This window comes from Singulisphaera chitinilytica, from assembly GCF_049331405.1.
Taxonomy (GTDB): domain Bacteria; phylum Planctomycetota; class Planctomycetia; order Isosphaerales; family Isosphaeraceae; genus PoT.
On sequence record NZ_CP186274.1, the window covers coordinates 8,648,692 to 8,672,603 of the forward strand.

Annotated in this window: 14 protein-coding genes; 6 read left to right on the forward strand and 8 right to left on the reverse strand. The window is 64.5% G+C overall.

The window, feature by feature from the left end; translation table 11 throughout:
• Positions 1–43: 43 nt before the first annotated feature.
• Positions 44–1,159 (reverse strand): DUF1559 domain-containing protein, encoded by a 1,116-nt coding sequence (locus tag ACOYYX_RS33850; protein WP_422927073.1) that lies wholly within the window; start codon positions 1,157–1,159, stop codon positions 44–46.
• Between the two features lie 405 nt (positions 1,160–1,564).
• Here ACOYYX_RS33850 and ACOYYX_RS33855 point away from each other — a divergent pair, with 405 nt between their 5' ends.
• Complete coding sequence (locus ACOYYX_RS33855) at positions 1,565–2,872, forward strand: deoxyribodipyrimidine photo-lyase (protein WP_422927074.1); 1,308 nt, start codon at positions 1,565–1,567, stop codon at positions 2,870–2,872.
• 22 nt (positions 2,873–2,894) lie between these two features.
• On the opposite strand, the gene ACOYYX_RS33860 is transcribed toward ACOYYX_RS33855, so the two are convergent.
• From ACOYYX_RS33860 to ACOYYX_RS33870, 3 genes are all read right to left on the reverse strand, one after another.
• Positions 2,895–5,288: a DUF4159 domain-containing protein gene (locus ACOYYX_RS33860; RefSeq protein ID WP_422927075.1), complete on the reverse strand. Its 2,394-nt coding sequence runs from the start codon at positions 5,286–5,288 to the stop codon at positions 2,895–2,897.
• A gap of 38 nt (positions 5,289–5,326) precedes the next feature.
• Entirely contained in the window at positions 5,327–7,618 is a 2,292-nt protein-coding gene (locus tag ACOYYX_RS33865) for a DUF4159 domain-containing protein (protein WP_422927076.1), read from the reverse strand.
• Between the two features lie 327 nt (positions 7,619–7,945).
• Positions 7,946–9,100, reverse strand: a complete 1,155-nt coding sequence (locus tag ACOYYX_RS33870) for a hypothetical protein (RefSeq protein WP_422927077.1) — start codon at positions 9,098–9,100, stop codon at positions 7,946–7,948.
• Positions 9,101–9,995: 895 nt separating this feature from the next.
• Here ACOYYX_RS33870 and ACOYYX_RS33875 point away from each other — a divergent pair.
• From ACOYYX_RS33875 to ACOYYX_RS33895, 5 genes are all read left to right on the forward strand, one after another.
• On the forward strand, positions 9,996–10,991 hold the full coding sequence (locus ACOYYX_RS33875; RefSeq protein ID WP_422931701.1) for an AAA family ATPase: 996 nt from the start codon (positions 9,996–9,998) through the stop codon (positions 10,989–10,991).
• A gap of 121 nt (positions 10,992–11,112) precedes the next feature.
• Entirely contained in the window at positions 11,113–12,012 is a 900-nt protein-coding gene (locus ACOYYX_RS33880; RefSeq protein WP_422927078.1) for a DUF58 domain-containing protein, read from the forward strand.
• A gap of 60 nt (positions 12,013–12,072) precedes the next feature.
• Complete coding sequence (locus ACOYYX_RS33885) at positions 12,073–14,355, forward strand: BatA domain-containing protein (RefSeq protein WP_422927079.1); 2,283 nt, start codon at positions 12,073–12,075, stop codon at positions 14,353–14,355.
• 85 nt (positions 14,356–14,440) lie between these two features.
• Positions 14,441–16,645 (forward strand): glutamine amidotransferase, encoded by a 2,205-nt coding sequence (locus ACOYYX_RS33890; protein WP_422927080.1) that lies wholly within the window; start codon positions 14,441–14,443, stop codon positions 16,643–16,645.
• Positions 16,646–16,988: 343 nt separating this feature from the next.
• Positions 16,989–17,783, forward strand: a complete 795-nt coding sequence (locus tag ACOYYX_RS33895; protein ID WP_422927081.1) for a hypothetical protein — start codon at positions 16,989–16,991, stop codon at positions 17,781–17,783.
• On the opposite strand, the gene ACOYYX_RS33900 is transcribed toward ACOYYX_RS33895, so the two are convergent.
• The 4 genes from ACOYYX_RS33900 to ACOYYX_RS33915 all read right to left on the reverse strand — a co-directional run bounded on the left by ACOYYX_RS33900 (position 17,764) and on the right by ACOYYX_RS33915 (position 23,575).
• Positions 17,764–20,706 (reverse strand): FG-GAP-like repeat-containing protein, encoded by a 2,943-nt coding sequence (locus tag ACOYYX_RS33900; RefSeq protein ID WP_422927082.1) that lies wholly within the window; start codon positions 20,704–20,706, stop codon positions 17,764–17,766. The two genes, ACOYYX_RS33895 and ACOYYX_RS33900, sit on opposite strands and share 20 nt — an antisense overlap.
• A 34-nt stretch (positions 20,707–20,740) precedes the next feature.
• Positions 20,741–21,991: a tetratricopeptide repeat protein gene (locus ACOYYX_RS33905; protein WP_422927083.1), complete on the reverse strand. Its 1,251-nt coding sequence runs from the start codon at positions 21,989–21,991 to the stop codon at positions 20,741–20,743.
• Between the two features lie 85 nt (positions 21,992–22,076).
• Positions 22,077–22,292, reverse strand: coding sequence for a hypothetical protein (locus ACOYYX_RS33910; RefSeq protein WP_422927084.1), 216 nt, complete (start codon positions 22,290–22,292; stop codon positions 22,077–22,079).
• A 167-nt stretch (positions 22,293–22,459) separates the two neighbouring features.
• Positions 22,460–23,575 (reverse strand): DUF1559 domain-containing protein, encoded by a 1,116-nt coding sequence (locus ACOYYX_RS33915; RefSeq protein WP_422927085.1) that lies wholly within the window; start codon positions 23,573–23,575, stop codon positions 22,460–22,462.
• Between the last annotated feature and the right edge of the window lie 337 nt (positions 23,576–23,912).

The following is a 23,912-nucleotide window of genomic DNA, read 5'->3' on the forward strand; positions in this document are numbered from 1 at the left end:
CCCCCTAAGCTTGAACTGCATTCATTTGCCGCGAGGGAGTCACTCAGTACGCGTCGGCGCTGATGACTTCGCCACCCGAGCGGGTGGAAAGGGCCTGGAAGACGCCGATCTTGGTTCCGGGGGCGATGCTCCAGATCTGGTTCGTGCCGTCGACGGAGGTCACGCCGTCGGGGATCTGGTCGCCGTAGGAGGTCGTGTTGCCCTGGCCGAAGCCCCACGAGTCGATCGAGTTCTTGATGAACCGGACCGAGCCGTCGCAGAAGGCGAAGTTGACGCCGCCCGGGTGGAGGCTCGTGGCGCACTCGGGGTAATAGTAGAGGGCCTTGGTCGGGTCGGTGCTGACCCTTAGGCCTGTGATGCTCGAGGTGCCGACGTTCGGGGGATAGAAGGTCGTGAGCAGGGTGTCGAAGTAGAGGCCGGTCTGCCACGAGGTGTCGGAGTTGTAGTACTTGGGGGAGAACTTGGCGAACAGACCGTGCGACTTCTCACCGTAGAGGAACGTGTTGCTGGTGCCGTCGGTGATCTTGCTGATCGAGACGGTGCCGTCGTGCGTGATCACGCCGCTCTGGCCCTGCTGGCTGGCGATCGGCTTGCCGACATAGTAGTTCGAAGAGAAAGTCCCCTGGTTGCCGCCATAGGACGTGAAGTACTGGAGGTAGATGTTCGTCGAGGGAACCACGTCGAACTGGAACGAGGCATTCGGCGTGGTGGAGCTGATGTACTGCGGGTCGGTGTTCGTGTCGCTGGGGCAGATCAGCATCGACAGCTTGATGCCGGCGACCGTGTAGTTGTCGACGTTGGCGTAGGTCAGGCTGAAATTGACGCAGTTATACAGGGCCGACTGCTCGGAGAATGGCAGGATGCGGACGAAGCTGCTGAAGTTGTTGCGGTAGTACGGCTTCGCGGCCGAGCCCTTGACCGGGTCGTTCACCGAGTACGACGCGGCGGGGAAGCAGGTGTGAGTCGATTCATAGTTACTTGCGGCTAAGGCGAGCTGCTTCAGGTTGTTGACGCACTGCATCCTGCGGGCGGCTTCGCGAGCCGACTGGACGGCGGGCAGCAATAAAGCGATCAGGACGGCGATGATGGCGATGACGACCAGGAGTTCAATCAGCGTGAACCCGGCGCGACGACGAGAACCGACGGAAGTCCGGAGCATGAGGCTCTCTCCTAGGGGATCACTCTATCAACAAATTTACGAGATTGATCCGATCACACGACGGTGCGCGTGACGGCACGACGTTCAAGCTGATGCGGGACCCCTGGGGTGGGTGCCGATGACACGGTCCCGAGACGCCCATTATATGGGGTTCGCAGAAGCAGGCGCTTGAAGATCGTGTGAAATTCAGATCATGATTTCTTGCGTGATGGATCCTTGGGAGAGAATCTCGGACCCGCTCGCGCGTCGGAAAGCACAACAATCATAGATCACCGCATTCAAGAATCCGCGCGGAAAATCGAGGAAAATGTGTCCCGAATCGAAAAACGCCTGCAAGAAGACCCTCGCGTTCATTCCTACGCGAGCGGGCAACCCGATTCTCAAGGTGGATATGTTCTCTATTGGATGCAACGCTCTCAGCGTGGGGTCGACAATGCGGCCCTGAACTGGGCGATCGAGCTCGGAAACGAACTTAAACAACCCGTCCTGACGGTTTTCGGGCTCACCGCCGACTATCCGGGGGCACAACGCCGGCATTATCGATTCCTGATCGAAGGACTTGTGGATGCCCGCAAGGACCTCGCCTCGCGAGGCGTCCCGCTCGTCGTGAGGATGGGGACTCCCGACGACGTCGTGTTGGAATTAATCAACGAATCTCGTCCTTCAGTCGTGTTCACGGACGAGAATCCTGTTCGAATCGGTCAGCACTGGCGTTCGCGACTCGCCGGAGAATTGACAGTTCCCTTCTACTCCATCGATGCCGACGTCGTCGTCCCGACCTCGCTCTTCCCCAAGGAGGAGTACGCGGCGAGGACCCTGAGGCCGAAAATCCACAAAGTCTTGAGTGCATACTTGAGGCCGATTGACAATCCCAGGGCCCGGAATCGATGGGAGGCGGGGGATGCGCCGAAAGGGGAAGATATCGAAGTTGAAGTTCTGCTCAAAAAATTACGCGTCGGCGGAGCTTCCGACGTCCAGGGCTATCGGGGAGGCTCGGAGGAGGCGAAGGAGCGGCTCGCTCGATTCGTTAAGGAACGCCTGCCGGAATATGCATGGAAGCGGAACGAGCCGACGCCCTACTGCACGAGCGAACTCTCGGCGCATCTCCACTTCGGCCACATCAATCCCATCACCATCGCTCTGGCGGTTCAGGGGAGCGCCGCCCCGAGCGAGTGCATCGACGGCTATCTCGAGGAGTTGATCGTGAGGCGGGAGCTGGCGATCAACTTCGTCGCAAGGAACCCCGACTATGACAGCCTCCAAGGTTGCCCCGAGTGGGCCTTGAAGACCCTCACCAAGCATGCCGGCGACCCCCGGCCTTTTACTTATACCTTCAAACAACTGGATCAAGGCAAGACGCACGACCCGCTCTGGAACGCCTCCCAGAAGGAGATGGTCCTCACGGGGAGGATGCACAACTACCTGAGGATGTACTGGGCGAAGAAGATCCTCGAGTGGAGCCCCGACGCCGAGACGGCCTTCAAGGTCGCCGTCGAACTCAACGACACTTACGAGATGGACGGGCGCGACCCCAACGGCTATGCCGGGATCGCCTGGGCGATCGGCGGCAAGCACGATCGCCCCTGGCCCGAGCGGCCCATCTTCGGCACCGTCCGGTTCATGAGCTACGAGAGCACGCGGAAGAAATTCGACTCCGAGGCCTACATCGCCCGCGTCCGCGGCCTGGAGCAGGGAGAGCAAGCCGAGGACTGATGGGCCTCGAGCTTCACGGGCGTCAGGGCAGTGTGGAGTAGATCACGATGTTCGTGGCGATCTTCTCGGCGCTCTCGGGCGTGTAACCCTTGCAGTCGAGGACCTGATGCCGCTCGAGGGCACAGCCGATGTCGAGCTTCGAGTAGATGACGGCCCAGTGGCCGTCGATCTTGACCCCTTCGAGTTGAGGGTAGTCCAGGCCGCCGCCTGCCGACTTCGAATAATGAGACTTCGATAGGTCGTAGCCGCCGATCTTCTCGGAGTAGATCTCGTCGTCGCGGGGGATCGGGACGAGCGGATGCTTGGGCAGCATCTCGGCGACGAAGCGGCGGAAGGCCGCGTCGAAGGCCGGGCTGCCGCAGGCGGCGTCGGCGAAGAGCGTGCCCCCGCCTGGTTCGAGGTGATGCCGGAGCCATTCGCGCTCGGATTCACCAATCGAGAAGTTGGCCCGGCCGTGGATATAGACGAGGGGATAGAGGACGAGGTTGGGGTCGCCGAGCGGCAGTTCCTTGTGATTGATCACCACGTCGAGCCCAAGTCGATTTTTGAGGCTGTTCGTCAGGTTGGGGACGGCCAGGGGGGCGATGTTCCAGTCGGGGGCATACTTCAACTTGGCGATGTGCAGGGCGCCTCGCTTGGGGGCGTCGGCCTTGAAATCCTTCACCTCGCGGACGATCAGCTTGTCGGCCGGGCGCTCTCGGCCCGTGGCGTAATCCACGACGTTCTGCCCCAGCTTGAGGGCGAAGCTGATGTGCGGGTTGGAGTCGCGAGGGACGCTCTCCGCCTGGTTCCAGAAGCAGGAGAGGTCGCCGGGAGAATAGACGACCACGGTGCGGCAGCCGTGCTCGATCCCCCAGAGCGGGTGGACGTCCGGGGAGAGTTGGTGCTTCGCGTTCCAGACGGCGTGCTCGGGGGGGAGCGGGTGGAGCCGATACTCGGGCTCGGGGAAGAGCGACTCCATCAACGCCTTGAAACCGCGGTCAAACTCGGCCCTGCCGCAGCAGGCCTCGGCGAAGATGAACCCGCCTTGCTCGACGAAGTCGCGCAGATTCTTCGCCCCCTCCGGCGAGAAATCGGGGTTCTGGTGGCCGTTGAAGTAGGCGATGGGAGCCTGCAACATATCCTCGACGCTGGCGGTGTTCGGATCGACCACCTGCCAGGTGAGGAGGGTGTTCCAGTCGCGCGAGACCTCCGAGACGAGGTTGCGAATGTCGTCGACGTCGTTGTTCCAGTCGCCCCTGGGATTGTGCCTGAGCTTGTTGACCAGGACGGGGGATCGCCCCTTCGCCAGGAAGAGGACGGCGAAGCTCGTCGCCACGACCGGCTTGATCTCGGCGTTGACCCCTTGCCAGGTCCCCCTGATCGGGTTCTGGTCACGCACGAGCCTCTCAGCCCCCTCGCGATACCAGTCGTGGTTGCCGAAGTACCGCTGGCCGGTGAGTCGCCCCGCGCGTTCCATACCATAGAGGTAGTAGAAGCGCCAGAAGGGGCCGTTGCCGAAATTCTGCGAGACGCTGAAGTGCGTCGCGAGCCAGTCGAGTCCGGCTTGGAGCTTCGTGTTGGTCCCCCCAAGCCCGCAGTTCTCGATCTGGTCGCCGACGATCCGCTCCTTCCCCTGGAACCTCTTCAGGCCGGTGATGATCAGGCTCGAGACGCCGGCGCAGGTCATGCTGCCCGAGGCGGGGGTTTGCGGCTCGGGCGTGTAGGCCCAGCTGCCGTCGTGGCGCTGGGTCTTCTCCCAGTGGCGGCGGGCGAGCGCCCAGACCTCGGCCGAGACCGGGATCCCGGCCTCGCTCGCGGCGTTCAGGCCGAGGAGGGCATATTGGGTGTTGGAGTTATCTCCGAACATGCTCTTGTTCGGGGAGTACGTCCAGGTACCGGGCCAGAGGACCTTCTCGCCGGGACGGATCTGCGCCCTTGTGAGCCACTCCACGTTGGCGGCGATCTTGAGCTGATCGCGCCGGGGCTCGGCCGCGGCGAAGACCATCGTCTGGAGCGAGACCGAGTACGTGCTGCCGAGCTCATCCGGCCCGAAGTTCCGCAGGTAGTTCAAGGCCCGGGAGACCGCCGGAGAGTTCAACGGCTCGCCCGCCGTGATCAGGGCGAGGGAGACCAGGCTCGTCGTGCCGGTCCGGGCATCGCCGTCGGCATCCTTCCAGGATCCATCGTCCTTCTGCTCCTGCTTGAGGAAGCGTACCCCCTCCGCGATCGCCCGCTCGACCTCCTTAGCAGTGACCGCAGCGTCGGCCGGACGCATCGAGGCCAGGGCCAGGCTCAAGACGATCCCGACGACAACGATCCGCCGCGAGGCCTGACGTTTCATGAGAGATTCCAGCCTCCGAAACTCGTTGGCCGACGGGAATCGAGTGAGGAACGCCGAGGCATCCACGAAGTGCGAGCCGTAGAGCCGAGGCATCGGCCCATGCCTCGTCCTGTAGGGGAAGACCCGGTTCGTCAGGGCAGGGTGGAGTAGATCACGATGTTGGTCGCGATTTCCTCGGCACTCTTATACGTATACCCTTTGCAGTCGAGTCCCTGGTGCCGCTCGAGTGCGCAGCCCAGGTCGTATTTCGAATAGATGACGGCCCAGTGGCCGTCGATCTTGACCCCTTCGAGTTGAGGGAAGTCCCGGCCGCCGCCGGCCGCCTTCGTGTACTGCGCCTTGGACAGGTCGTAGCCGATGGCCTTGCTGTACAACTCGTCGTCGTGGGGGATCGGGACGAGCGGATGCTTGGGCAGCATCTCGGCGACGAAGCGGCGGAAGGCCGCGTCGAAGGCCGGGCTGCCGCAGGCGGCGTCGGCGAAGAGCGTGCCCCCGCCGGGCTCGAGGTGCTGACGGAGCCAATCCCGGTCCTCGGGGCCGAGCTGGAAGTTGGCCCGGCCGTGGATGTAGAGGAGCGGGTAGTGGACCAGATTCGGGTCGCGAGGCGCGAGTTCCTTGTGGTTGATGACCACATCGAGGCCCAGCCGTTCCCGGAGGTTCGTCGTCAGGTTGGGGATGGCCAGGGGGGCGACGTTCCAGTCCCCCGCGTGTCGGAGCTTGGCGATGTGGAGCGCGCCTCGCTTGGGCGAGTCCATCTTGAAGTCCTTGACCTCGCGGACGGTGAGCTTATCGGCCGGCAGCTCGCGACCCGTGGCGTAGTCGACGACGTTCTGTCCGACGCGTAGGGCCTTGATGACCGCCGGGTTCGCCGGGTGGTTCTCGGCCTGGTTCCAGAAGCAGGAGAGGTCGCCGGGCGAATAGATCACCACCGTCCGGCAGCCGTGCTCGATCCCCCAGAGCGGGTGGACGTCCGGGGAGAGCGGGTGCTTGGAGCGCCAGACGGCGTGCTCCTCGGGGAGGGGGTGCAACTCGTACTCCTTCTCCGAGAAGACTTCCTTCATCAGGTCGCGGAATCCCGAGTCGAACTCGGCCTTGCCGCAGCAGGCCTCGGCGAAGATGAACCCGCCTTGCTCGACGTAATCGCGCAGGTTCTTCTTGCCCTCCTCGGTGAATACAGGGGACTCGTGCCCGCTGAAGTAGACGATGGGGGCCTGGAGCATGTCCTCGACGCTGGCGGTGTTCGGGTCGACAACCTGCCAGGTCATCAGGGTCTTCCAGTCCTTCGAAACCACGTTGACGAGGTTCCGGATGTCGTCGACGTCGAGGTTCCAATCGCCACGAGGCCCATGGCGGAGCTTGTTGACCAGCACGGGGGATCGCCCCTTCGCCAGGAAGAGGAGGGCAAAGCTCGTGGCGATGAGCGGGTCGGCCTCGTAGTTGGCGCCTTGCCAGCAGCCGCGGACAGGGATCTGGTCGTGGACGAGCTTCTCGGCCCCTTCGCGATACCAGTCGTGCTCGCCGAAGAAGCGCTGGCCGGTCAGGCGGCCCGCCCGCTCCATGCCATAAAGGTAGTAGTACCGCCAAAGCTGGTTGTGGCCGATGTTCTCGCCCACGCGGAAATGGGTCGCCATCCAGTCGATCCCGCGCTGGAGGTTCACGTTGATCCCCCCCTTGCCGCAATCCTGGATGGTGTCGCCGACGAGGACCTCTTGCCCCTGGAATCGCTTCAGGCCCGTGATGACCAGGCTCGAGATCCCGGCACAGGTCATGCTGCTTGAGACGGGAGATCTGTTCTCGGGGGTGTAGGCCCAGCCCCCGTCATTCTTCTGGCAGTCCTCCCAGTAACGACGCGCGAGGGTCCAGACCTCCGGGCGGACGGGGATGCCAACCTCGCTCGCCGCGTGCAGGCCGAGCAGGGCATATTGGGTGTTCGAGTTATCGCCGTGCTGCCCTTTCACGGCGCTGTAGGTCCAGGAGCCGGGCCAGAGCACCCGGTCGCCGGGCCGGATCTGCGCATTGGAGAGCCACTCCACGTTGGCGGCCAGCTTGAGCCGATCTCGCTCCGGTTGGGCCGCCGCGAAGACCATGGTCTGGAGTGAGATGGAGTATGTGCTCTTGAGCTCGTCGGGCCCGAAGTTGCGGAGATAGTCCAGGGCGTGCGTGATCGCCGGAGAATCGACCGGCTCGCCCGCCGTCAGCAGGGCCAGGACGATGAGGCTCGTCGTCCCGGTCCTGGCATCACCGTCGACGTCGACCCAGGAACCGTCGTTGCGCTGCTCTTGCTTGAGGAAACGGGTCCCTTCGCTGATGGCCCTCTCGACCTCCTTGGCCGTGACGGCAGCCTGCGAGCGTCTGGGGCAGGGGATGAGGACGGCCAGGACCAGCAGGGCAAAGGCGAGCGTACGCCTCACGGGAAATGACATCGAAATGGTTCTCCACGACGAAGGCGACGCCAGACGACTGTCCGAATGCTCCAATCATACGATGCCGCGCGTCTCGGTCGCGGAGCAAGCCCGAAAAAAAGAAGCGGCCGGGGGCTCGGCCCCGGCCGCTCATCGAATCGGCCACGTCGGTGGCGACGCCTCCCTGGGCGTCTCAATCGCTTCTCACAACCTCTGTCTTGGCTTAGCCTATCGTCGCCAACGTCGCACAAGGGGACGCGAACCACGAAGCCATGCAGCCGGTTCGGGCCGAATCAACGACCCAGGCGGCACATCTTGACATCTGAGTACGTTTGCCAGATCGAAGGATCAGCGGATCGGTAGCGGCCTGGCGTACTCCTGGAGCACCACGTTGCGAGCCGAGGGGGTCCGCTCCATGACCTCGGCCACGGAATAGCGCGTGGCGTCGCGGCGGGGACCTTCCTTCTTATCCATGCTGAACACGTAGCGTCCGTCGCCCGAGAAGGCCGGCCACGAGGAGAGGCATGACTCGGAGACAACCCGGCTTTCCTCGGCGTGGATCGTCGGGTGCCCCTGGGTGCCTTCGAAGCGGATGGGGGCGAGCCTCATCTGGTAGTTGGCGCCCCGGCCGGGCTGGTGGATGTAAGCCACCATCGGCGTGCCGTCGGGGGCCGCGGCGATGGTCGGCATGCGAACCTCGCTGGTGTTGCCGTGGCCAGGCTCGTCGCTCGAAGGCATGAGGAGCCTGCCGGCCTCGACGATCTCGGTGGCCTGCGGATTCAGCTTGAGCCACCAGAGTTGGGCCCTCTGATAGACGCGACGGCCGATCGTCGGCTTCGGATCCAGATACGCCAACGAGACGATCAAATACCCCTTAAACTTCGGGTCGGCCGGCCAGACCGGGTCGCTGAGGAACGGATCACCCTCGCCCGGGCGTTCGGCCTTCCACTTCAGGGCCTTCGGCTGCTTGAAGGCTTCATTGCCCGTCTTGCGCGAAGCCCCCTGTTTATCGGGGAACTGGAATTTGTAGAGATGTCCATCCCCGGCGGTGAAGATGATGCGTCCCGGGGAGTTGGGGAAGAAGCAAGGGCGGCTCGTCGGCACGACGTCGAGCTCGTAACGATCCAGTTCCTCCCCGGTCGGGAAGGAGAATCGCGAGAGGCCATAGCCCTGCGCCTCCTTCTCGAGGTCGTTCGTGTTCCAGCGTGCGACCATCAGTTGCGTGCCAAGGTCATCCTGCCAGGGGGAGCACGCGGCGCAGTCGACGACCTCGCCCCCCTTGAATTTCACGTTCACGAATTGACCGGTCTCGACATCGAGGAATCTCGGCGTCTTCTCGACGTTGGAGAAGTGGTAGCCGCTCACCGACGAGAACCGAGAGCCGCTCAGGATCCGGAATTGAGTGGCCTTCGGTGCGCTCCTGCCCAGGCTCACGGCGCTGATCGTCGACGCGATGGCAAGGAGCGCGATTCCACGGAAAAGACCATGCAGCGGGAAGCTCATCCTTCGACTCCTCGGCGGCCCTGCGTCTCACGGCCCGGCCTGGACTGGCCGGCGTTCGCCTCGGGCTGCCAACGTTCCAATGTCAGTTGGGAATTCTCAACGAATTTCTTAGGACTTGTAGGCGGAGAGTTATGAGGATGGGTTACATGAACAGGTCACTTAATGAAGAAATCCTGTTTTCAGGGCAGGAGACTTCGAGCACGGTGCCCGAGGTCGGGGTCCTGCGGATTTAGGGTCTCGGCCACGCTTTCACGCGGCGAGTGCAGGGGGTAGGTGGGCGAAGGCTTTCAATCCTTACTCGCCCGATCTCACCAACCCGGGGCGTTCCCAGGCTGATGCTCACAGAGCCGCCGGAATACTAGGCAAATAAAAGACCAGAGCCAAGATTCGAAATCGATTTCACGATATATGACATTCGTAAAACAGCGAATTATTCCCCACGTTGGCCTTGCTATAACCTCCGAATTCATCAACGTTTAGGTAGACTCCAATGATGCCCGTGAAGAGATTGTGAAAAAAGTCACGAACGATCGAAAGTGGTCGCGGGGTCGTCTCATCGGCTGTGCGGCAACGCTGATCTCCTGGGCAGGATTGCCCGGTGCGCGGGAGATTCGGGGAGGCACGGATTGCAGGTTTTGAGTCCTGGGTTGAGATGGCCCGGTCGCTTGAATCGCACGGTTGCGGCGGTCTACAATGAATCGGTTCTTACTCGCGTCGGGGGCCCTGAGGGTGGAGACGGCCACCGGTCGGCGCTGCTCTCGTCTCTACCCCCGAGCGGGGCGACGTCCTTCGTACGGCGTCGCGGATCGCACAAATAGGGTCGAGACTACGCATGTCAACAGCCGGCGACCGCATCACGGTGCTCCTGGACGAGTTTCGCCACTCACGCGACGTGATGGTCACCGAACTCAATAAAGTCGTGATCGGGCAGCGCGAGGTGGTCGAGCAGATCCTCGCGGCCATCTTCACCCGCGGCCACGTCCTCCTCGTCGGCGTCCCCGGCCTGGCGAAGACGCTCATGGTGAGCTCCATCGCCAAGATCCTCGACGTCGGTTTCAAGCGCATCCAGTTCACCCCCGACCTGATGCCCTCCGACATCACCGGCACGAACGTGCTGGAGGAGCCGGAGGCCGGCCGCAGGGCCTTCCGGTTCGTCGCGGGCCCGATCTTCTCGAACATCGTGCTGGCCGACGAAATCAACCGGACGCCCCCCAAGACGCAGGCGGCGTTGCTGCAGGCCATGCAAGAGCGCGAGGTGACGGTCGGGCAGGAGACGCTGCACCTGCCCGATCCCTTCTTCGTCATCGCGACTCAGAACCCGATCGAGCAGGAAGGGACCTATCCCCTCCCCGAAGCCCAGCTCGACCGCTTCATGTTTGATATCCGGGTCGGCTACCCGACGCTCGACGAGGAGAAGAAGATCCTCTCGGCGACGACCAAGGGGGAGACCGTCGAGCTGAAGAAGGTCCTCTCCGGCAAGGCGATCGTGAACCTGCAGAAGCTCGTGACCTCTGTGCCCGTCTCCGAGTACACCGTGGACTACGTCACGAGGCTGGTCCGGGCCACGCGACCTTCCGACGAGAAGTCGCCCAAGTTCATCAAGGAGTTGATCGACTTCGGGGCGGGGCCTCGCGCGGGGCAGAACCTGATCCTGGGGGGGAAGGCGATGGCCGCGATGGACGGCCGGTTCAGCGTCTCGCTCGACGATATCCGTAAGGTTGCCATCCCCGTCCTCCGTCACCGCATCAGCCCGAACTTCCAGGCCCAGGCCGAAGGACAGACGACCGAGAGCTTGATCCGCCGGCTCATCGCCGAGATCAAGGAGCCCGACGTCCCCAAGTACGACCGCAAGGCCGCGAGTGCGGGCCCCGGGCCGGCACCAAACGCCTGATCGCGGGAGGATCGACCGAAACCCCTCTCCTGGAGCGTTGGCCATCGGCCAGCCCATTCGGGCGGGATCGAGCTGAACCCTACGGTATCGACCTGCGAATAGACTTGAGAGAGGTTCCACGTTGTCGAGCACAGCCGAGAAGTATCTGAAGCCCGAGGTGATCCGCCAGGTGGCTCGGCTCGACCTGCGGGCCAAGTTCATCGTCGAGGGGTTCATCTCGGGCCTCCACGCGAGCCCCTTCCACGGCTTCTCCGTCGAGTTTTCCGAGCATCGGAAGTATTCGACGGGGGACAACATCAACGACATCGACTGGAACGTCTACGCCAAGACCGACCGCTTCTATATCAAGAAGTTCCAGGCCGAGACGAACCTCACGGGTTACCTCGTGATGGACCTGTCAGGGTCGATGGGCTACACCTATCGCCAGGAGTTGACGAAGTTCGAGTACGGCATCAGTCTTGCTGCCGCTCTCGGTTACCTGATGATCCATCAGCAAGATCCGGTGGGGTTGATCGCGTTCGACAATAAGATCACGCAGAGCCTGCCGCCGAAGAGCAAGCGATCGCAGCTCGGGAATATCCTGTCGCTGCTCGCCAAGCTGAGGCCGTCGGGCGAGACCGAGATCGGCAAGAGCCTGAATCAGGTCGCCAGCATGCTCCGCCACCGAAGCCTGGTGATGATCTTCAGCGACCTGCTCGGCGACCCGGAACCCATCTTCAAGGCGTTGCACCGGCTGCGATTCGCGGGACACGACGTGATCCTCTTCCACATCCTCGACGAGGCCGAGGCCCTCTTCCCCTTCGAGGGGATGCTCGAGCTCGAGGACAACGAGACGCAAGAGACCATGCTGGTGGACGCCGAGGGGATCAAGGCCGACTACCTCGACGAGGTCGCCGCCTTCCAGGCCTCGTACCGCAAGGAATGTCTGAGCACCCGGATCGACTACACGGCGCTCCACACGGGCATGCCATTCGATAAAGCGTTGATGAGCTATCTCATGAGCCGGCAATCGCGGGGCTGAGCCCGCCATGTCTCTTGCCGGCGTCGGAAGGTCCTTTCTCCCAGGTCAGGGCGGAGCGACATGGACATTTCCTTGATTCATGCGGGTCTGGCGGGAGGGGTGGCGCTCGCCTCGCTCCCGGTCATCCTGCATTTGTTCATGAAGCAGAAGCCCAAGCACGTGGTCTTCCCCGCGCTCAGGCTGATCCGCGAGCGGCAGAAGCGCTCTCGCAAGAAACTCCGGGTCAAGAACTGGCTGCTCCTCATCGCGAGGATGCTCCTCGTCGCCCTGATGGCGCTGGCGCTGGCGAGGCCCAGGCTCTACTCGCAGACGTCGCTCGGCGATCAGAACGTGCCGATGGCCGCGGCCTTCGTCTTCGATACCAGCCTCTCGATGGGCTACCAGGAGAAGGACAAGACCCGGCTCCAGGAAGCCAAGGAGCGAGCGGCCGAGATCATCAAGAAGATGACGGATGACAGCCAGGTCTTCATCATCGACTCGGCCGACGCCCGGGTGCCCGAGAGCCTCTCGCCCGCGGGAGCGGGGAGCCTCATCAAGGGGCTCGAGATCCACCCGTCGCACAGGCCGCTGAACGCCGCACTCGGGCAGGCCTACACGGCGCTCGCCGGCAGCGACAGGGCCCGACGCGAGGCCTACGTCCTCACCGACCTCGCAAGGTCGGCCTGGGACCTCGATCGTAAGGTCGAAGGGCTCGACAAGGTCAAGAAGAACCCGGCCGGCCAGGCCCAGGCGAAAGGCAAGGCGACCAGGGCCGAGGTCAATGACTCTCCCATCAACACGTACGTGCTCAACCTCTCGCCCAAGGAGGTGCACAACGTGACGATCGCCGAGGCCTCGCCCGTCTCCGGCATCTCGACCCAGGGCGAGTCGCTCCAGATCAAGGCCAAGATCCGATCCAAGGGGGCCCCGACGACCAGCCGCGTCGATTTCGTCCTCGACGGCATCTCCCGGGGCCAGAAGCAGGTCACGGTGCCCGCCAACGGCGAGGAAGAGGTCATCTTCACGACCCCCAAGCTCCCGGCGGGCACGGGCCAGGACGTTGGGGCGGGGGCCGTGCACCAGGGGACCATCAAGCTCAACGGGGCTCCAGACCCCCTCGAGTTCGACGACAAGCGATTCTTCACGTTCCGGGTTCAGCCCCAGCTCAAGGTCCTCGTCGTCTCCGATCTGGAGGTCGACGGCGCCTTCATCTCGGACGCCATCGACCCCTCGGCTCTCCCTCCGAACGTGCCGAGGACCTGCAAGGTCGAGATGATGACGACCTCCAAGTTCTCGGACCTCGGTCGCGAATCGATCCGCGATTATGCCTGCATCTTCCTGAACAACGTGAAGGAGCTGGGCGCGTCGGACTGGGGCAAGCTCAGCGTGTTCGTGCACGAGTCGGGGGGCGGGCTGGTGATCGGCCTGGGGAATCTCTCGTCCCCCGCGAGCTATAACAGCAGCATCGCCGCGAACCTCATCCCCGCCACGCTCAAGGAGGCTAAGGAGGCGAAGGCGGACCTGACCTTCGGGAAAGTCACCGACCTCACGCATCCGCTCTTCCAGCGTTACTCGCGCGTGCTCGACGCCCAGCTCGCCCACGTGCCGATCTACAAGTACTGGACGGTGGACGTGCCGAAGGAAGGGTCCCGGACCCTGCTCGCCTACTCCGATGGAGCCCCCGCGCTCCTGGAACGGTCGTTCCGGTCGGCGAAGACGGGGCGCGTTCTGCTCTGGACCACGCCCCTCGCGCGACGGTCCGACATCTCCTCGCCCGCGGCCTGGAACGAGTTCCCGCTGCCGCAGGGGGATTCCATCTCCTTCTACATCCTGATGAATCAGGCCGTGCCCTACCTGGCGGGGACGACCGACGACCGCCTGAATTTCGAGGCGGGCGTCGACGACGCGGTCTTGCCCATCGACCCGACGCGACGGCTCAAGAACTATCTCGTCCAGAGCGCGGACGGCAAGACCACCGAGAAACTGAGCCCTTCGTCAACGACCGACTCCCTGATCGTCGTCGCCCCCCAGTCGATCGGGCACTGGACGGTGACCTCCAGCTCCGAGGACGGCGACAAGGTCAAGCTCGGGTTCAGCGTCAATGCCTCGCTCTTGGAGTCGGAATACGTGCCCCTTGAGGCGGCGGACCTCGACGTCCTCTTCGGCAAGGACGGTTACAAGCTTGCGAACGATGCCGAGACCCTCAAGGGGGTCGTCGAGAGCGTACGTGTCGGCCGAGAGATCTTCCCCCTGCTGATGTTCTTGATCCTGATCCTGGTGACGCTCGAGAACCTGCTGGCGAACCGCTTCTATCGCGAGAATACGGCGAATCAAGCGGTGCAGCCCGTGCGGGCGGCGGCCTGATCGCCCCGGCCGGTCGAGTGTGGTTGACGGTTGAACCTAGGTCGGTGCAGTCTCCTGGCCTGAATCTTCCCGGAAGGTCGTCGCGATGCACGTGAGTCTCAGCCCGATCGGCCCCTGGCCAGTCGTCGTGATCGTCGCGGTGCTCGTGACGGTCCTGACGATCTGGGCCTACCAACAACGCCTGAGGGGGACCTCGGGGCGCTGGCGATGGTTCGCACTCGGATTGCGGCTGGCGGCGGTCCTGCTCTGCGTACTGGCCGCGCTCAGGCCCTCGATCGTGATGCAGGCGAAGAAGAAGCAGCCGACCTCGGTCATTTTCCTCCTCGACGACTCGGGCTCCATGAAGCTCAGGGACGAGGCCGGGGGCAAGAGCCGCTGGGATAATGCCCGGGAGACCTGGAACCACGGCCGGTCGGTCGCACAGGGCCTGGGCCCGAATATCGAGGTGAAGTCGTACAGCTTCTCCAAGATCATCAAGGAGCGGACGCCCGAAGACGAGAGCGAACCCGTCGGTCAGTCCACTGCGATCGGGGCGGCCTTGCAGGAGGCCGTCAAGCGTCAGGCGGGCATGGGCGTGGCCATGGTCGTCCTCCTGTCCGACGGCTCGAACAACGAGGGGCTCAGCCCGACCGTCGAGGCCAGGCGGCTCGGCGGGCAGCAGATCAAGGTGGCCACGGTCGGCTTCGGCTCGCCCAACGCGGGCCCCGCCTCGCGCGACATCTCGATCCGAGACCTCGTCGCCGGGCCCACGGTGTTCGTCAAGAACCAGCTCCAGGTCAAGGGATCGCTCGTCGTCCGCGGGTTCCCGAACCAGTCGATCGAAGTCGAGATGTACGCCGACGACCAGAAGGTCGCAACCACGACGCTCAAGGCCCCGGAAGGTACGGAGGTCGTGCCTATCACCGGGCTCAAGTACATCCCGGCCACCCCCGGCGAGAAGAAGATCACCCTCAAGGTAAAACCCCGGGATGGCGAGTTGATCCAGGGCAATAACGAGGTGGGCACGTTCATCAGCGTCCTCTCCGGCGGCCTCAACGTCCTGTTCGTGCAGGGGCCGAACGCGGGCTGGGAGCACAAGTATTTCATGCGTGCGGTCAAGGCCTCTCCCGACATCCAGGGGGATTCGGTGATCCTCCGCGCCCCTTCATCCGAGAGCAACACGAACCTCAGCGACGCCGACTTCGCCTCGAACAAATACAACGTCTACGTGCTGAGCGACCTGCCGGCCAAATTCCTGACCCAGACGCAGCAACAACTGCTGTCGCGTGCGGTCGAGAAGGGGGCGGGCCTGATCATGCTGGGCGGGCGATCCAGCTTCGGCCCCGGCGGCTGGGCCGACACGAGCCTCGCGTCGGTCCTGCCCGTCTCGATCCACCCCGGCGACGGCCAGACCGACCCCGAAGGCGGTGTGAAATTCGTGCCCAACCTGAACGGGCCGGCGAACTTCCTCTTCCAGGTCGGGGCCGACCGGGCGGAGACGGTCAAGATCTGGCAGTCGCTGCCGCCACTCTCCGGCACGAACCAGTTCGGATCGCCGAAGCTCGGTGCCTTCGTCCTGGCGCAATCGCCGGGCAGGCCGGGCGAGCCGCTCATGATCGGCAACGACATCGGCAAGGGGCGGAGCCTGGCCTTCGGCGGCGAAACCTGGGTCTGGTCGCGTTCGTCCGAGATGGGGCTCAAGGCCCACCGAAAATTCTGGCGACAGATCATCTTCTGGCTCGCCCACAAGGAGGACCAGGGGGACAACAGGATCAACGTCGCGCTCGACAAGCGTCGGCTCGCGGTCGGCGAGAAGCTCGATCTCAAGATCACGGCCCGCGACGCCAAGGGCGCCCCGCTCGATAACGTCGAGATCAAGACGAGGATCACGCGAGAAGGCAGCAACTCCGCCCCCGAGCCCGTCCCCATCTTCAACGAAGGGGACGACTGGCGCGGGAATTACCTCGCGCTCGGGCAGCCGGGCGAGTTCAAGGTGACCGTGACCGCCACCCGGAATAACCAGGAGATCGGCCAGGACACCGCGAGGTTCCTCGTCTACCAGGACGACCGCGAGATGGAGAACCCCGCGGCCGACCTGGCCCTGCTGCGAGACATCGCCACCACCACCGGCGGGCAGTTCCTCGCCCCCGAGAAGCTCGACGACTACCTCAAGTCGCTCAGCGGCAAGATCTATTCCGAGTACGTCTCGCAGACCGAGCACAAGATCTGGGACAACTGGCCGTTCTTCCTGATCTTCACGGCGCTCCTGACCCTCGAGTGGTTCCTCCGCAAGCGCCACGGCTGGGTCTGATCGCGGCGATCGCGGAAGGCCCCCGGAAGTCTCGCCCGTCTCAGGCTCACATCAAAGTGTGTTCTCGCGTCCGATTCGCACGGCCGGCACGCGGCAACCCGACATACTCTCATTCACTCATCAATTCGCGTGTCGAGCATGAATTCGCTGCACGATGATTGCACCTATGGGCATCATGCAGATGATGACGCGAGAGTGCCCTGATTTCCTCGACCTCGCGGGATTTTCCGGGGAGAAATCTTTCACGATTCCCACATTCTTGGAATGATGGGCGATAATCGTGCAATCCTCCCCGATGTCTTTATCGAAGGGCTCGTCCGCTCGCGGACGAGACGAGGCTATCATGGACACACAGAATTCCGGTCTCGCCGGAGAACCGTTGCCGAATACCCCCACCGCGGCCCCGCTCGCGTATCGGGCGAAGCTCAAGCCCTCGGCGGGCCTCTTCGTCGGCGCCTTGCTGGCCGCGATCCTGAGCGCCCTGGCCTGCTGGGGGGCGGGGGAGAAGGGTCTCCTGAAGGTCAAGCCCGCCGAGCGTACCGTGCCGATGATGAGCGGCTCCGTCACCGGGGCGACCGCCGAAACGCGCAACGCCGCCAAGCACCAGGAAGCCGCCCTCACGTACGGGATCCTCGGCGCACTGACGACGGCGACGATCGGTCTCGTGGTCGGCCGCCTCTTCGGCGGCCGCTCGGCGATCCTCAGCCTCCTCGGCGGCCTGGTGGTAGGCGGTGTCCTCGGCGGGGGAGCGGCGGCGATCCTGGCGCCCGTGATCCTCAACTATCAGGATCTGACCGGCTCCATGGAACTCTTCTTGCCCCTCTTCGTCCACGGCGGCATCTTCGGGGCGATCGGCGCGGCGGTAGGTCTCGTCGCCAGCTTCGGGACCAAGGACCGGCGCCAGATCCTGGCCTCCGTACTGGGCGGGGCCCTCGGGGCCATCGCCGGCGGCGTGGTCTACGACATCATCGGCGCCATCGCCTTCCCGATGGACGAGACCGCCCAGCCGATCTCCGCGACCACCATCACGCGACTGCTGGCCTTCACCCTGACGTCGATCGGCGCCGCGGTCGGAACGGTCCTTTCATTCCCGAAGGCTCCGAAAACGACCCCGACCGTCATCGTGGCCGAGGCCTGAGCCGCCCGGACGCCTCGAACCCGGGGAGTCGACGGACGGTCGGCTCCCCCTCGCGGATCCGATAGGCGGCATCGGCCTCGCAGCCCCGGAAGTGCTCGACATCACCCGACGGCCAGGCCACCTCGACGTCGTCGATCACCGCGGTCTCTCCCAATCCGAAATGCAGCCGACCCTCCGAGGCCGACTGGTAACTCCCGCCCCCGACCCGCCAGGCCGAGATCCGGCGTTCCCCCGCCTTGACCGTCACGCGAGCCCCGACGGCGTCGCGATTCGATCGGGTCCCCTCCAGCGCGATCGTCAGGAAGTGGCCGCCTCGCGTGCGATTCGAGGCCAGCAGCGTGGGCGATTCCTGTGGCACGATCACCACATCGACGTCGCCGTCATTGTCGAGGTCGCCAGTCGCCAGGCCTCTCCCGACGACGGGCTGATTCCAGGGAGGTCCGGCCTGCACCGAGACGTCGCGAAGGCGTCCGTTGCGATCGCCGATCAGGAGTTGCGAAGGCATGGCATAGGGGAATCGCGAGGGGTCCTCGTTGACGTGTCCGTTCGCCGTGGCCAGATCGAGAGACCCATCGTTGTTCACGTCCACGAATGCCGCGCCGAAGCCCAGGAGAAACCGACTCGGGGCCTGGAGCCCGAACGCCGAGGTCTCGTCGGCGAAGTCGCCTCCGCCGAGGTTGCGGAAGAGGGTCATCGACTCGCCGAAGAAGTTGGTGACGGCGAGGTCGATCTTGCCGTCGCCGTCCACGTCCCCGCACGCCACGCCCATCCCCGCACGGTAGACTCCGTCGGCACCGCAGGCGAGACCGGCCGAGGCCCCCACCTCCTCGAACTTCATCCCACCGCGATTGACATAGAAACGGTTCGCGGTCTGGTCGTTGGCCACGAAAAGGTCGACGAGGCCGTCATTCGTGAGATCTACTGCGACGACCCCGAGGCCGCGGCCATCGGTGTCCACGATCCCGGAACCCTCCGTGACGTCGACGAACCGGCCGGCGTCGTTGCGAAAGACGTGCTCGGGCATGGCGGGGAACTGGAGCGGGAGGCAGGAGACCACAGACCCCGTTGCCCCCTGGGATCGGCAAATGAGCGGATTTTGCGCGTCCCATGCGAGGTAGTGGCAGACATATAGGTCGAGGTCGCCGTCGTTGTCGAGATCCGCGAAGGCCGCCGACGTCGGCCAGTCGCGATCTCCTGCGAGGCCCGCCTCCGTCGTGGCATCCTCGAACGTTCCGTCCCCCCGATTCCGGTACAGGGCATAGGAACGCCAACGCGTCACGAAGAGGTCGGGATCGCCGTCGTTGTCGAAGTCGCCGACCGCCACGCCGTGGCCGTAGCCCCCGGGCATGCGGTCGAGATGGGCCTGCGCGGTGGCGTCGAGGAAGGTCCCATCCCCTCGGTTGCGAAAAAGCCTGTCCGCCACCGGGGCATCCCGCGAGGGGGGAAACGTCCCCCCCTGGACGAGATAGACGTCGACGAATCCGTCGCCGTCGTAGTCGAGGAGTCCCACGCCGCCCCCCATCGTCTCGGGCAACTGGCGCTCCGGACTCTTACCGGTCCGGTAGACGAACGAGAGTCCCGACCCATCGGCCCCATTCACAAATTTCGGCATATCTTCCGCATCCGACCGAGCCAACCTCGGGCTGGCCGCTACCTGGAACTCGCTCTTCAATGCGGCGAACTCCGCGTCGGCCGCGAAGGATTCGTTCGCATGAGTGGCGAGTCGCTCCAGGGCCAGGCGAGGCTCCGAGCTATCCGGGCTCTGCCCTTGCGCGAGGGTCCACCAGCCGCGAGCCTCGAAGTCCCGCCCGAGGCGTTCGGCGTTCTTCGCGAGTTGCTCGGCAGGGACCTCGGCAAGGGTCTTCGGCAGGTTGATGAGGAGCCAGCGGTACTTCTCCCGATCCTGCTCGATCGCGATCTTCCGTTCCCTCAGTTCCTTGTCGCGGCCCGATTCGCCGGACTCGCGGGCCATGACATGGAGCCGATCCAGGGCGGCGACGTCGTCGGGGCGGAGCCTGAGTTGCTCCTCCAGGGCACGACGCTCGCCCACGGCGTCATTGCGCCGACGCGCATTCCAGGCTCGAAGTGCGAGGATTTCCCTCGGTTCCAGGTCCTTCGCGGCCAGCGGAACCAGGGCCTTCGCGGCCTCGTCGGGGCGGTCGGCGTCGAGTGCCCAGCGGAGCAGGAGCCGTGCGACGACCGGGTCGCCGGGCGCGGCCTTGCGACAGGCATCGAGCCATCGCTTCGCCTCGTCGAACCGCCCGTAACGCGTCGCCAGGGAAGCCCGCACGAGCCAGACGCGGTCGTCTTTCCGGGCGGCCTTCGCCGCTGCGTCGAGGATCGGCTTCATCTCGTCCTCGGCGACGACCACGCGGTCGAGGCGCCAGTGCTCGCGGAGGATCGCGACCCGGTCCATCCCTTGCGACCCATCCCAGGCCGAGACGAGCAGGCGACGGACCTCGTCGAGCCGCCCCTCCCAGACGAGGACCTCGCTCAACAGCCATTGCGCCGAGGCACGCGAACCGGAGGCATCGGCCCTGACCGTCCGCAGGAGTTGCTCCGCCTCCTTGAGTCGGCCGAGCCCGTGGATCAAGATCCTCGCACGCGAGAGTGCGGCCTTGGGCCCCGTCGTCGACGATATCGGGATCGAGGCCCAATGCGCGACGGCCGCCTCGGGGCGATTCAACCGCTCCTCGCAGGCCCCCAGCAAATACGCGACCTCAACGTCCCTCGGCCAGGCCTTCGCGACGCGTCCGAGCCGCTCGAGGGCCTCGGCATAGCGACGCTGCCGGAAGTCGGCCTTGCCCTGTGTAAAGTCGACCTGGATACCCCGCCGGCGGATCACGACGCCCGCGACGATCCCGACCGTCGCGAGCAGGACGATGGCGAGGAGGGAGACGCGCAACTGGGTCGATCGAGGCATCGTGGCATCCGGCCTTGCTGGGGCGGGCAGGGGATCAGCCCCCCTGGCCATCCGCCCCCCGGCCACGCGAGGTCGAGTCCTTCGCGGTCGTCGAGGCCGAGGCCGTCGCGGGGGCTTTCTCCGCGATCTGTCGGGTCAGGCTGAAGATCGCGCCTTGCGACTTCGTGTCGAGCGGGTCGCGGGCGATCGCATTTTTATACCAGGCGAGCGCCTCGTACAACCGACCGGCCTCCGCACAGGCCGCGCCGATCTGCGAGGGCAGTTTCAGGTCGAGCCGCCCCTCATTCGTCGAGGCCCGCGTGATCAGGGGGGTCAAGGCGTCGTGCTTCTTGGCCTGGTCGAGATACCGGGCCCCCTTCGGCTCCTCCCCCTGAAGCTTGTACGCCGTCGCCAGGGCGAAGAGGGCTGGCCGGTCCAGCGGGTCGAAATCGACAGCCGTCTTCAGGTAATGGATGGCCCCCCTGGCATCGCCCCGAGCCAGCGCGAGCTGACCCCGGAGCCTCGCGAGCCCCGGCTCGTCGCCGACCCCGTCGGCGAGCAAGGCCTCGGCGCGGGCGTGGTCGCCGTCGTCGAAGGCCCAGAGGATCCTTCGGATCTTGGCCTGGACGTCGGTGTCGGGCAGCGGGGCGATGGCCTTCGCCGCCTCGCTCATCCGACCGAGCTGGCGAAGCCCATCGGCCAGGGCCAGGCGCGAGTCTCTATCGTCGGGGTCGTTGGCGATGAAGCGCTCGAGGGCCTCGCAGTCCCGCGTCGGGTTCCAGACGATGTTGCGGGTCTGGCTCCAGTGCAGGAGCTGGTCGTACGGGAGCGAGCCGACCTCCGAGAGGACGTGGACGTGAGCATCGACTTCCTTCTGGCGATGCTGGATATTGTAGATATAAACGAGTTCGCGTCGGGCCTCGACGGCCTTCGGCTCGATCCGGATCGCGGCGAGGAACTGGGCCTCGGCGAGCCGGGCCTTCCCTTGCTTCAGCTCGACCTGCCCGGTGAGCGTGCGGGCGATCGCGGCGAGGGGGTCGCGGTCGGGGATCCCCCTCAGCTCGGCGAGGGCCTTCTCCGGCTGATCGCGTGCGATCGCGATCTGCGCGAGCGCCATGTGCTCCATGGACTTTTGGGGCCGCATCGCGGCGAGCCTGGCCAGGCCCGCCTCGGCATCGTCGAGCCGCCCGGCCTTGAAGTCGGCCTGGGCCTTCACGAGCAGGGCCGTTTCGTCCGGCGCGGGCCTGTACATCGCGAAGAGCCCCGCCGCTCCCAGGAGCGAGAGGCCGACGAGCCCGGCACGCATCAACCTCAGCGATTGCCCGCGCGCGGAAATGTCCGCCGCCCCTGGCGGACGGACATCCTCCGCGAGCCCGGCGTCCGCTTGCGGATCACTTGCCCTTCGCATTCGTCTTCCCCGAGACCGCCGGGGGCAGCTTCACGCCCTTGCTATTCTTCTTCATGTTTTCGATCATCTGCTTCTTCATATCTTCGAACGGCGTCATGTCCGTCGGCTTCATCTCCGTCGTGCCTTCGGAACTCCCCCCGCAGGCGCTCAGCGCCGTGGTGAGGATGGCGCCAAAGAGCACGTAAACCAGGCGTCGCATCGGTTGGAATCTCCCTCGATTAGAAGTCGGTCGCCGTGGGACGAGAGAGGACCCCGCCATCGTCGGACGGGGTCGCTCGGGCAGACTCCCCCGGCAGGGCAGGCCGCCGCTTGGGCATCGTCGGGGCGGGAGCCCGTCCTGCCTCCCATCAAGATCGACCGAAGGAATTAGAAGGCGTCGCTGCTGACGATTTCGCCGCCATTTCGGCTCCCGATCGCCCACCAGGCCTGGAGGTTGACCGAGTCCTTGACGAATTTGACCGAGCCGTCGGCGAAACCGATGTTCACGCCGCCGGGGTGGTTGCTGCTGGGGGGCATGGCGTCGGGGAAGGCGCCATAGCCGCCGGTGTTGCCGTCGGTCGTCGAGTGGCAGCCGGTCGAGTTCGGGGTCATGTAGTGGTTATAAGAATCCCACATCAGGCACGAACCCGGGTTGCCCCCGATCCAGATGTTGCCGTTGGGAGGCACCAGGGTGCCGAAGCCTGGGGTCGAGCCGGGCAGGGCCTTGCACGCGTTGACGAGGGCCAACGCCGACGCGCCTCCGGCCGGGCCCTGGTCCTGAGGCGCCGCGAGGCCCGTCGGGAACAGGTAGGTCGACCTCCGCTTCGTGGTGGCGATCGTGACCTTGTCGGCGCCGAGGCCGGAGCCGATCAACGACTCGCTGAACATGGCCGTGTTCGACGTCCCATCGATGACCGATGCGATTCCGAAAGTACCGCAATTCCCGTTGGTATAGACGCCGTTGAGGCCGAGGTTGTCCTGCATCAGCGGGACGAAGATGCCGCTCCAGGCCATGAACGGGGACGGGCCGCCGACGTTGGCCATGTAGCTCTTGCGGGTGCCCGGGCCCATCGCGGGGTTGGTGATGTTCTCGGAGGGGCAGAGCACCACCGAGATTTGCGTCCGCAAGACCGTCGTGTTGGCCGGGTCATTCCCCGCGCCCTGGAATCCCGTCGCCCAAGTCCAGTTCAGTGAGTTGTAGAGGGGCTGCTGTTCGAGCTGGGCCAGCAGCGACGCCGTCCAGTCGAGCGGCCAGGGATCGAAGTAGGGCGTGCCCCACACGTACGGGTTCGCGCCGTTCTGCACCAGCGGCGGGAACGCGTTCTGCTGCGAGTGATAGTTGTGGATGGCCAGTCCCAGTTGCTTCAGGTTGTTGACGCACTGGGCCCGCCTGGCCGCTTCTCGCGCCGCCTGCACCGCCGGCAGGAGCAACGCGATCAAGACGGCGATGATCGCTATGACGACGAGCAACTCAATTAGGGTAAATCCCCTACGTTTGGGCATGACACAGCCTCCGGATGATGCCACCGTACACGACCGATCAAAGCTATTGATGGGGAAGTCTATGATTTAGAGTGCCGCGCGATGCCCAGGATGACAATAAGAAAATGGTCGCCAAACAATATTTTTTATCTACTAACGTTGTTATACAATGAATCATTTCGTAGTACGTATTTCTTACTCCATGCAGTGCAATGGAGTAACACAATTTCCACACAATCGCGACACTGCACCCAATCAATCGAGGATGACCGCGAGTTACCGCGCCAGACGAAGACGAACAAACCCTAAAAAAACAGTACTACATCTCTCGTTATTAGATTTCTGAATCTTGCGCCTG

What these genes read in the sequence shown, in the direction of transcription:
- ACOYYX_RS33875 (WP_422931701.1), top strand. Translation starts at nt 9,996, where the DNA reads ATGGTCACCGAACTCAATAAAGTCGTGATCGGGCAGCGCGAGGTGGTC.
- ACOYYX_RS33905 (WP_422927083.1), bottom strand. Translation starts at nt 21,991, where the DNA reads ATGCGTGCCGGGCTCGTCGGCCTCTCGCTCCTGGGAGCGGCGGGGCTC.
- ACOYYX_RS33865 (WP_422927076.1), bottom strand. Translation starts at nt 7,618, where the DNA reads ATGTCATTTCCCGTGAGGCGTACGCTCGCCTTTGCCCTGCTGGTCCTG.
- ACOYYX_RS33850 (WP_422927073.1), bottom strand. Translation starts at nt 1,159, where the DNA reads ATGCTCCGGACTTCCGTCGGTTCTCGTCGTCGCGCCGGGTTCACGCTG.
- ACOYYX_RS33915 (WP_422927085.1), bottom strand. Translation starts at nt 23,575, where the DNA reads ATGCCCAAACGTAGGGGATTTACCCTAATTGAGTTGCTCGTCGTCATA.
- ACOYYX_RS33870 (WP_422927077.1), bottom strand. Translation starts at nt 9,100, where the DNA reads ATGAGCTTCCCGCTGCATGGTCTTTTCCGTGGAATCGCGCTCCTTGCC.
- ACOYYX_RS33895 (WP_422927081.1), top strand. Translation starts at nt 16,989, where the DNA reads ATGGACACACAGAATTCCGGTCTCGCCGGAGAACCGTTGCCGAATACC.
- ACOYYX_RS33890 (WP_422927080.1), top strand. Translation starts at nt 14,441, where the DNA reads ATGCACGTGAGTCTCAGCCCGATCGGCCCCTGGCCAGTCGTCGTGATC.
- ACOYYX_RS33855 (WP_422927074.1), top strand. Translation starts at nt 1,565, where the DNA reads ATGCAACGCTCTCAGCGTGGGGTCGACAATGCGGCCCTGAACTGGGCG.
- ACOYYX_RS33910 (WP_422927084.1), bottom strand. Translation starts at nt 22,292, where the DNA reads ATGCGACGCCTGGTTTACGTGCTCTTTGGCGCCATCCTCACCACGGCG.
- ACOYYX_RS33860 (WP_422927075.1), bottom strand. Translation starts at nt 5,288, where the DNA reads ATGCCTCGGCTCTACGGCTCGCACTTCGTGGATGCCTCGGCGTTCCTC.
- ACOYYX_RS33900 (WP_422927082.1), bottom strand. Translation starts at nt 20,706, where the DNA reads ATGCCTCGATCGACCCAGTTGCGCGTCTCCCTCCTCGCCATCGTCCTG.
- ACOYYX_RS33885 (WP_422927079.1), top strand. Translation starts at nt 12,073, where the DNA reads ATGGACATTTCCTTGATTCATGCGGGTCTGGCGGGAGGGGTGGCGCTC.